The 9,174-nt window shown below is 58.9% G+C and carries 9 protein-coding genes and 1 pseudogene; 5 read left to right on the plus strand and 5 right to left on the minus strand.

All coding sequences use genetic code 11. From position 1 onward, the window contains the following. Positions 1-536 precede the first annotated feature (536 nt). Together rhtA and AC1DKH_RS29890 are read left to right on the plus strand one after the other, a co-directional pair. A complete protein-coding gene (rhtA, locus tag AC1DKH_RS29885; protein ID WP_477800176.1) occupies positions 537-1,424 on the plus strand; it encodes a threonine/homoserine exporter RhtA in 888 nt (295 codons plus the stop codon). A gap of 169 nt (positions 1,425-1,593) precedes the next feature. Next, complete coding sequence (locus AC1DKH_RS29890) at positions 1,594-1,875, plus strand: hypothetical protein (protein WP_477756613.1); 282 nt, start codon at positions 1,594-1,596, stop codon at positions 1,873-1,875. Positions 1,876-1,889: 14 nt separating this feature from the next. On the opposite strand, the gene AC1DKH_RS29895 is transcribed toward AC1DKH_RS29890, so the two are convergent. Beyond that, entirely contained in the window at positions 1,890-2,450 is a 561-nt protein-coding gene (locus AC1DKH_RS29895; RefSeq protein WP_477760582.1) for a TetR/AcrR family transcriptional regulator, read from the minus strand. Positions 2,451-2,543: 93 nt separating this feature from the next. Between AC1DKH_RS29895 and AC1DKH_RS29900 the strand changes: the two genes are divergently transcribed. Further along, positions 2,544-3,272, plus strand: a complete 729-nt coding sequence (locus AC1DKH_RS29900; RefSeq protein ID WP_477756615.1) for an SDR family oxidoreductase — start codon at positions 2,544-2,546, stop codon at positions 3,270-3,272. A gap of 36 nt (positions 3,273-3,308) precedes the next feature. Beyond that, positions 3,309-3,899, plus strand: a complete 591-nt coding sequence (locus tag AC1DKH_RS29905; protein WP_477800177.1) for a 2-hydroxychromene-2-carboxylate isomerase — start codon at positions 3,309-3,311, stop codon at positions 3,897-3,899. Here the strand turns inward: AC1DKH_RS29905 and AC1DKH_RS29910 are convergent. Then, positions 3,896-4,894, minus strand: a complete 999-nt coding sequence (locus AC1DKH_RS29910; protein ID WP_477800178.1) for a zinc-dependent alcohol dehydrogenase family protein — start codon at positions 4,892-4,894, stop codon at positions 3,896-3,898. The genes AC1DKH_RS29905 and AC1DKH_RS29910 overlap by 4 nt on opposite strands. A 104-nt stretch (positions 4,895-4,998) precedes the next feature. Between AC1DKH_RS29910 and AC1DKH_RS29915 the strand changes: the two genes are divergently transcribed. After that, positions 4,999-5,919 carry a LysR family transcriptional regulator gene (locus AC1DKH_RS29915; RefSeq protein WP_477800179.1) on the plus strand — a complete coding sequence of 307 codons (921 nt, stop codon included), beginning with the start codon at positions 4,999-5,001 and terminating at the stop codon, positions 5,917-5,919. A 28-nt stretch (positions 5,920-5,947) separates the two neighbouring features. Here AC1DKH_RS29915 and AC1DKH_RS29920 read toward each other — a convergent pair whose 3' ends face one another. From AC1DKH_RS29920 to AC1DKH_RS29930, 3 genes and pseudogenes are all read right to left on the minus strand, one after another. Continuing rightward, positions 5,948-7,756, minus strand: coding sequence for an aminopeptidase P family protein (locus AC1DKH_RS29920; RefSeq protein ID WP_477760584.1), 1,809 nt, complete (start codon positions 7,754-7,756; stop codon positions 5,948-5,950). A gap of 65 nt (positions 7,757-7,821) precedes the next feature. Further along, entirely contained in the window at positions 7,822-8,979 is a 1,158-nt protein-coding gene (locus AC1DKH_RS29925; RefSeq protein ID WP_477800180.1) for a cysteine desulfurase family protein, read from the minus strand. 118 nt (positions 8,980-9,097) lie between these two features. After that, positions 9,098-9,174, minus strand: a pseudogene (locus tag AC1DKH_RS29930) (group II intron maturase-specific domain-containing protein); the annotation flags it as partial.

Raw genomic sequence — 9,174 nt, forward strand, 5'->3', positions numbered from 1 at the left:
CTTGTGATGCTGATAATCTGTTGACTAGCAGTCTGACTCCACAAGCACCCACACGAATTGCTTGATTCAGTTGTTAAAGAGCGGTTGGTTAAGATCTTTCGTCTCAACCGAGGCGCGCATTCTACAGCAGCCTCATTTGCTGTCAAGTGGTATTTTTCAGAAGYTTTCCAAGTTTCCTTTTCAACTTCAACCACTTGCGCTTCAGATCTCTCRTCAGCGGGAGGCGAATTCTACAGCGTTACACRCTGCTGTCAACACCTCTTTTTCAACTCCCTTTTGGCTTCGATGACCTGAAGCAACCTGCTGCCGAAAACTGCATAACTCATTGTTTACCAAGGAGTTTTCCGTTTCGACTGCGCCGGAAGTGGGGCGAATTATAGACACCTTTAATCTGCCGTCAAGCACTGATTCTGGCTTTCTACCGATATGTACAAAAACACTGCATATATATAGACGCGCCTGCGGGGAATGCGCAGTATATTGCCCAACACAAAAAGAAATACCCTTGATTCCTATATTTCGGACGATGCCACGTAATGAATGATCAGCCTCGCAGCCTGGCCTCTACCCTGTTCTCGGTTGGGCTGCTGCTCATAGCCATGGCATCGATCCAGTCCGGAGCCTCCCTGGCCAAAAGCATGTTCCCCGTTGTTGGCCCTCAGGGGACGACAACATTACGACTGATTTTTGCCAGCGTGATCATGATGCTGATACTGCGTCCATGGCGGGCAAAATTCACCGCAAGATCCCTGCGCACCGTCATCGTCTACGGGATGGCGCTGGGCGGCATGAACTTCCTCTTCTATATGTCATTGCAAACCGTCCCGCTGGGCATCGCGGTGGCTCTTGAATTCACCGGCCCACTGGCCGTGGCGATCTACGCCTCGCGTCGCGCTATCGACTTTTTGTGGATCGCCCTGGCTGCCGTCGGCTTGCTGTTACTGATACCAACAGGAGAAGCGACAGCAGGAATCGATCTGGTAGGCGCCGGTTATGCCTTGGGTGCAGGGATCTGCTGGGCACTGTACATTCTGTTTGGCCAAAAGGCCGGGGCCGATAATGGCGTGCAAACCGCCGCACTGGGGGTAATGATCGCCGCGCTTTTTGTAGCCCCTATCGGTATTGTCCATGCCGGCTCCGCATTGCTGACCCCGTCACTGATCCCCGTGGCCCTTGGCGTCGCCGTCTTGTCCACTGCCCTCCCCTACACCCTGGAGATGGTCGCTCTGACCCGCATGCCGGCCAGAACCTTCGGCACATTGATGAGCATTGAGCCTGCCTTCGGTGCGTTATCGGGCTTGCTGTTCCTGCATGAATACCTCTCACTGTCGCAGTGGATGGCAATCCTGTGCATCATCCTGGCCTCCGTCGGCGCAACCATGACCATGAGCACTGCCGCCAGGCCAGCAGTAGCGGCAGATTGAGAGCGGAGATGACACGGGTCTGGTATTTACCGCTCAACTAGGCCATGTTTAGCCCCGCAACCCAAGGTCATGCCATGGACAAATCCAGATAGGGATATCGGTACGCGTCAAGCGAAAGCGAATGCAGCCAGACCCGGGCACAAGATCCGGGGACGCTAAAAGGACAGTAATGAAACGAATTTTGATACTGGTCGCCGTACTTGCAATTGCAGGCTGCGCAGCGACCTCGGAAACACAGATCAAGCACGGCAAGAAAGGGCTACACATCAACTGCTCCGGATTGTCTTCATCCTGGGACAAGTGCTACGCCAGCGCCGCCAACTCCTGCGCACCCAAGGGATACAAGGTCATTGCCAAGTCGGGAGATGCCGTGGAAGAGCCCGGCGACTATCCTTTTGGCCTCAATCCTGCGGGTTATACCAGCCGCAGCATGATCGTCATCTGCAAATAGGCAAGGTCGTCGCGTCAGGTTCTCGGACTTGCGATCTGACGGCCGATTTCCTCGTAGCTGGACTTCAGCACTGTGCGCTGGATATCCGGGCTAGCGAGCATACGCGCCACGACCAGCGCGCCAATACATTGCGACAGAATCGCCCACGCCAGGCTGTCGCTTTGCAAAACACCTGCCCAACTTTCCTGAAGCCGACAAATCCAGTGCTCTGCCTGTTGGCGGACTGTCAGGTCGGAACGGGCAATTTCCGCCCCCAATGCCGGTAATGCACAACCGGTTTCCGGATTCTCGACGTGAGACATGCTCAGGTACTGTTTCAAGCAGCGCTCAAGCTTGTCACGATCCTGCCCCTCCCCCAGTCGCGCCAGACTTTGACCCAACTCACGTTCAACAATGGTTGCGAACAACTCGTCTTTCGACGAGAAGTGGCTGTAGAAAGCACCGCCACTCAAGCCAATAGCCTTCATCAGGCCGTCCACGCCCACCGTTGAAAATCCGGACTTCTTGGCCGATACCGCGCTGCTTTCCAGCAGCCTTTGCCTGGTTTCCAGCTTGTGACTGGCCGAATAACGCATTGTCCTTCTCCCGAGGTTGATCACCTTGACGCTTGTCGAATCGTAGCATAACGTTCGTTTAGCTAACGATCGTTTACCAAAAGGGATCTACCCATGAATAACAAGAAGGTCGTACTGGTTGTCGGTGCAGGTGATGCCACGGGCGGCGCCATTGCCAAGCGTTTTGCCCAAGAGGGTCTTGTCGCCTGCGTCACCCGCCGCAGTGCGGACAAGCTCCAGCCACTGGTGGATGCCATCAAGGCCGATGGTGGCGAGGCCCACGGTTTTGCCTGCGATGCACGCAAGGAGGAAGACGTGATCGCGCTGGTCGAGCGGATCGAAAGCGAGATCGGCCCCATCGAGGCATTTGTCTTCAACATCGGCGCCAACGTGCCGTGCAGCATTCTCGAAGAAACCGCCCGCAAGTATTTCAAGATTTGGGAAATGGCCTGTTTTTCCGGCTTCCTCAACGCGCGTGAAGTGGCCAAGCGCATGGCCAGGCGCCAGCGGGGTACGATCCTGTTCACCGGCGCCACCGCAGGCATGCGTGGCGCTGCCGGGTTCGCCGCATTTGCGGGTGCCAAGCACGGCATTCGTGCACTGGCGCAAAGCATGGCCCGAGAGCTCGGCCCCATGAATATTCACGTTGCCCATGTCGTCGTCGACGGCGCCATCGATACCGACTTCATCCGTGAAAGCTTCCCGGAAAAATATGCCACCAAGGATCAGGATGGCATCCTGAATCCCGAGCATATCGCCGAAAATTACTGGTACCTGCACAGCCAGCCCCGCGATGCCTGGACCTTCGAGCTGGACCTTCGCCCCTGGAGCGAACGCTGGTAATTCCCCAAAAAAAACAACAAGACGAGCGCCTTGACCATGAGCAAATCCGTGGAGTTCTACTTCGACCTCGGCAGCCCCGCCACCTATCTGGCCTATACCCAGCTACCGAAAATTTGCGCACAGACTGATACCCGGTTGATCTACATTCCGTTCTTGCTGGGCGGAGTGTTCAAAGCCACCGGCAACGCCTCTCCGGCGACTGTCCCGGCCAAGGGCCGCTACATGTTTCAGGATCTGGACCGCTACGCCAAACGCTACGGCGTGCCCCTGAAATTCAATCCGCACTTCCCGATCAACACCTTGATGCTCATGCGCGCCGTGACAGGCATGCAGTTGCGCCACCCTGAACGCTTTGCCGCCTTCATCGACTGCCTGTTCAACGCCATTTGGGTCGACGGTCGCAGCCTGGATGAACCGGCAACCGTCGCGGCAGTATTGAGCGAAAACGGATTCGATCCACAAGAGGTGCTGGCCCTGACCGCCGATGAGGAAGTCAAAGCCATGCTCAAGGACAACACCGAAAAAGCCGTGCAGCGAGGAGTGTTTGGTGCGCCGAGCATGTTTGTCGATAACCAGCTGTACTTCGGCCAGGATCGACTGGACTTCGTACTCGAGGCCCTGGGTTAAATCTCGACCACCAACCGCCCCTTTGCCGCTCCTGACAAGAGCAGTACATGGGCGTCTTCTGCGGATTCCAGCGTGAACGAGTGCGGGTCAAGCAATGGCGCGAGCTTGCCCGCCTCAATCAACTGCGCCGCCTCGTGCAGAATCTCGCCGTGATGCTCACGCCCCTTGCCGGTCAGGAGCGGCAGCAAAGTGAAGACACCGGAGTAAGTCGCCCCGCGAAAGGAAAGCGGTGCCAGGCTGTGCTGCCCCCACCCCAGGCAACTGAGCACATGACCGTGATACATCCGTGCCGCCTTGAATGACGCATCCAGCGTTTCACCCCCCACTGTGTCATAGACAATGTCGAAGCCCTCACCGGCCGTATGCTCCGCCACATAGTCTTCAACCGAAGACTTGCGGTAATCGATAAACGTCGCGCCGAACCCTTCGATAATCGACTGCTGCCCGGCAGAGCCCGTAGCAAAAACTTCTGCGCCAAAAGCGCGGGCGATTTGCACCGCGACATGGCCAACACCACCGGCGCCACCATGGATCAATACCTTCTGCCCGAGCCGAACGCGAGCCCGGTCGACCAGACCTTCCCAAGCGGTGATCAGCACCAGCGGCAATCCGGCAGCCTCACGCATGCTCAAGTTGTGTGGTTTGCGAGCCAACAGTCGCGCGTCGACCACCGCGTACTCGGCCAATGAACCTTGAATACCACCAATACCGGTGGCCATGGCATACACGTCATCCCCCGGCAGCCAGCCACTGACGCCCTCCCCCAACGCCGCTACGGTTCCGGCCAGATCCATCCCCACTATCGCCGGCAATGGTTGAGCCGCATGGGTCGCCTGCCCGGCGCGGATTTTTCCATCCAGCGGATTCACACCGCTGGCCCGGATCCTGACCAATACCTGCCCCGCCTGCGGCACCGGCCGTGCAACGCAAACCAAACGTAATGGCGCATTGGCCGAGTCGACCATCAGAGCGCGCATATTCAGTGAGTCAGTCATTTCGCCATGTCCCATCAGAAGTGAATACAGGATCAATCTTGCCTCGCCCTATTCATTCCGATAAGACGCCATATCGCTATAGTGATCATGCCGATACAGCATCAATGAGGAATCCCGTGGACAAACTCAATGCAATGGCGATTTTCGTGCGGGTGGTCGAACGGGGCAGTTTTTCCGCCGTTGCCCGGGAGTTGCAGACCAGCCAGCCGACCATCAGCAAAGTATTGCAAGCACTGGAAACCCGATTGGGCGGAAAGCTGATTGCCCGCAGCACCCGCAAGCTATCCCTGACGGACGAAGGTCAGCGCTATTACAACGAATGCCGGACCATCCTCGCCGCCGTGGATGCGGCAGAACATAGCTTCCAGTCCGGTCGGGAAAGGGTCGCCGGACCTCTGAAAATCGGCTCGTCGGTGAGTTTCGGGCGCCTGCAGATCGCACCCCGGTTGCCGGACTTTCTCAAACACTACCCTGACGTACAGATAGACCTGCAACTGAGCGATCAAAACCTGGATCTGGTCGGCGAAGGGCTGGACGTCACATTCCGGATCGGTGCCCTGTACGACAGTGGCCTGATCGCTCGCCATGTCGGCAGTACCCACCGCGTGACCGTCGCATCACCTGACTACCTCAGGCAAAACGGCCAACCGCAAACACCGCAGGAACTGGGCAGGCACAACTGCCTGATGTTCAACCTGCTGAGCAGTCAAAACCTGTGGGTGTACACAAAAGACGCCCAACGCCACGAAGTGCGGATCAAGGGCAATGCGCAGAGCAACAATTCCGAGGCGATCCGCGAAATGGTGCTGGGGGGATTGGGGATTGCGCTGTCACCGGTGTGGCTATTCAGCGAAGACCTGAGCGCCGGCCGGGTGAGCGCGATTTTGCAGGACTACAGTACGTTGTCGCTGCCAATTTATGCCGTATCCCTGGCGAATCGTCACCAATCCGCCAGGGTCAAAGCCTTTGTCGACTATATGGCTCAGGCGCTGGAAAAAGCGCCTGAGCTGCACATAAACAAATAGCTACACAGGAACCAGTAGCTGTACCCGATCAGATAGCCGTAGTGCGAGTGTTCAGCCATTCAAGTGCAACACCCTCGACCAACGGACTCAGACGCTCACGCACTTCGGCGTGGTAGGCGTTGAACCACTGTTTTTCCTCGTCCGACAGCAACGATGTTTCCAGGCAACGTGTGTCGATCGGGCACAGGGTCAGCGTTTCGAACTTCAGGAACTCGCCGAATTCGCTCTTGCCCGCCTCACGGTTCATCGCCAGGTTTTCGATCCGCACCCCCCAACGACCCGGACGATAGGTGCCCGGTTCAATGGACGTGATCATGCCGGGTTGCATCGCAGTTTGCGGTGCAGGCGCGGCCTGATAAGCGATGACTTGCGGACCTTCGTGGACGTTCAGGAAGTAACCGACGCCATGACCGGTGCCGTGACCGTAGTCGACACTTTCCGCCCAGATGGGCGCACGGGCGATGGCATCGAGCAGCGGCGACAGGATGCCTTTCGGGAACTGTGCGCGGGACAAGGCAATCACGCCCTTGAGCACGCGGGTGCAATCGCGCTTTTGCTCATCGGTCGGTGTGCCCACCGCAACCATCCGCGTGATGTCAGTGGTGCCGCCCAGGTACTGGCCGCCGGAGTCGATCAGCAGCAGGCCGTCCCCTTCGATCACCGCGTGTTCCTCTTCGGTGGCGTGGTAGTGCGGCATCGCGCCATTGGCGTTGAACGCGGCGATGGTGTTGAAACTCAGCGACACATAATCCGGACGGCGCTCACGGGCGGCGGTGAGTTTTTCGTCGATGGTCAGTTCGGTGATGCGCTCGCGCCCCAGCGCCAAGTCCAGCCAGGCGAAGAATTCGCACAGCGCTGCGCCGTCCTGTTCCATGGCCTGACGGATGTGTTCGGCATCGGCCAGGCTTTTTTGCGATTTGGCCAGGGTCGTCGGGTTCAGGCCTTCGATCAGCCTCACTCCGCTGTCGAGGTTGTCCAGCAACCCCGCCGTGACCCGCGCCGGGTCGACTTGCAGGCTCGCACCGCTCGGTACGGCACGCAGTGCGGCAGAGACTTCGCTGTAATCGCGCAAGGTCACGCCGTCCTGTTCGAGGATGGCGCGCAACTCGGCGCTGACTTTGCTCAAGGCAACGAACAGCGTGGCCTGTTGCTGATTGATCAAGGCGAATGAAACAAACACCGGGTTGAACGACACGTCGCCGCCACGCAGGTTGAACAGCCAGGCGATGTCATCCAGGGTGGCGATGAAATGCCAGTCGGCCCCCCGCGCCTGAAGGGTTTCACGCAGTTTGGCGAGTTTTTCGCCACGGCTGACGGTCGCCTGTGGTGGCAAGTGCTGATAGATCGGTTCGTTCGGCAGGACTGGGCGGTCGTTCCAGACTCCGCTCAGCAGGTCGATGTCGGTGCGCAGACGGGCGCCACGCTCTTCAAGCTTGCTGCCCAGGGTCCGTGCCGAAGCCACGGCCATGACCGCGCCATCGACCGCGACAACGCCCCCCTCGGGGGTTTGCTCGGCCAGCCATTCCAGTGGCCCGGGCTGACCCGGTTGCAGCTTGACCAGATCAATGCCGCTGCCCTTGAGCTCCTTGGTCGCCTGCTCCCAATAACGGCTGTCGGCCCAGACGCCGGCAAAATCCGGGGTCACGATCAGGGTGCCGACCGAACCATGGAAACCCGACAACCACTGACGCCCCTGCCAGTAGCCCGGCAGGTATTCGGACAAGTGCGGGTCGGCCGACGGCACCAGCAAGGCGTGAATGCCCTCCCGGCTCATCAATTCGCGGGTTTGCGCCAGGCGCTGAGGCACCGATCCATTGATCGAAAGCTGCGTATTCATCGTGTCTCCTGCTAACCACTTCATCATTATTGTTGGGTGCCGATCAGCGCCGGCGCTTCGTCGCCTTATTGCCAGAATGCCGGAGCACTGGCGCAGGCTGCCTTGATCAGTTGAACCGCCTGGTCGATGTCCTGCTCGGTGGTGAAACGCCCGAGGCTCAAGCGAATGGTGCGACTGGCCGAACGGGCATCATGCCCCAGGGCCAGCAGTACATGGGATGGGGTATTGCTCGCGGAATTGCAGGCCGAGGTCGCGGAAAACGCGATCGAGGCCAGCAACGCCGCCGGGTTGAACTCGCCTTCGCTGAAGGTCAGGCTCAGGGTATGGGGAATGCGCCGGGTCGGGCTGCCGTTCAGGCGCACGCCGGGAACACTTTGCAATTGCTCGAGCAAGCGTTCACGCAAACGCACGATGGTGGCTTTCTCTTCATCGAACGCAGCCGCCGCCAGTGCAAAGGCCGCGCCCATGGCCACGATCTGATGGGTCGCCAGCGTGCCGGAACGCAAACCGCCCTCATGCCCGCCGCCATGGATCTGCGCCTGCAAACGCTGTTGTGCACGCGGACCGACGTACAACGCACCAATGCCTTTGGGGCCATAGAGCTTGTGCGCGGAAAAAGACATCAGGTCCACCGGCCACTGCCCGAGATCGATCGCCACTTTGCCCGCGCCCTGTGCGGCGTCGACATGGAACAACGCTCCGCGATCACGCACGACCTGACCGATGGCGGGAATGTCGTTGAGGGTGCCCAGTTCGTTGTTGACCAGCATCAGCGACACCAGGAAGGTGTCCTCGCGCATGGCTTCGCTGACTGCTTGCGCGGTGATCAGGCCCTCGGCGTCCGGCACCAGATAAGTCACCGCGACACCGGCCTCCTGCAGTTGCTTCGCAGTATCGAGAATGGCCTTGTGTTCGATCTGGCTGGTGATGATATGGCCGCCGCCAATGCCGCGGGCCTGAGCCACGCCTTTGAGCGCGAGGTTGTTGGATTCGGTGGCGCCGGAGGTCCAGACGATCTGCCCCGGCGTCGCGCCGACCAGTTCGGCGACCTGGCATCGCGCCTGTTCGACCGATTGCCGGGCCTGCTGGCCGAAGACGTGGGAGCTGGAGGCCGGGTTGCCGAAATTGCCGGTAAAGCCCAGACACTCGACCATCACCTTGATGACCCGCTCATCCACCGGCGTGGTGGCGGCGTAATCGAAATACAACGGACGTTTATTCATAAAAGACTCGCAGAGCGTGTTCCGGGATCAGGAAGCTCGTGACTGCAATCGAGTAGGAGGCGGTCTCGCGACCGCCGTCCTCTCACACCACCGTACGTACGGCTCCGTATACGGCGGTTCAGATTATGCGATTAAGCCGGTTTACCGTATCCAATATCGAGACCAAACCGAGTCCATCCCAAAGTTTCTTTGGCA

The sequence above is a fragment of the Pseudomonas sp. 05L36 genome (assembly GCF_056398125.1).

Coding starts and splice junctions, on each gene's coding strand:
- rhtA (WP_477800176.1), top strand. CDS start 537: ATGAATGATCAGCCTCGCAGCCTGGCCTCTACCCTGTTCTCGGTTGGG.
- AC1DKH_RS29890 (WP_477756613.1), top strand. CDS start 1,594: ATGAAACGAATTTTGATACTGGTCGCCGTACTTGCAATTGCAGGCTGC.
- AC1DKH_RS29895 (WP_477760582.1), bottom strand. CDS start 2,450: ATGCGTTATTCGGCCAGTCACAAGCTGGAAACCAGGCAAAGGCTGCTG.
- AC1DKH_RS29900 (WP_477756615.1), top strand. CDS start 2,544: ATGAATAACAAGAAGGTCGTACTGGTTGTCGGTGCAGGTGATGCCACG.
- AC1DKH_RS29905 (WP_477800177.1), top strand. CDS start 3,309: ATGAGCAAATCCGTGGAGTTCTACTTCGACCTCGGCAGCCCCGCCACC.
- AC1DKH_RS29910 (WP_477800178.1), bottom strand. CDS start 4,894: ATGACTGACTCACTGAATATGCGCGCTCTGATGGTCGACTCGGCCAAT.
- AC1DKH_RS29915 (WP_477800179.1), top strand. CDS start 4,999: ATGAGGAATCCCGTGGACAAACTCAATGCAATGGCGATTTTCGTGCGG.
- AC1DKH_RS29920 (WP_477760584.1), bottom strand. CDS start 7,756: ATGAATACGCAGCTTTCGATCAATGGATCGGTGCCTCAGCGCCTGGCG.
- AC1DKH_RS29925 (WP_477800180.1), bottom strand. CDS start 8,979: ATGAATAAACGTCCGTTGTATTTCGATTACGCCGCCACCACGCCGGTG.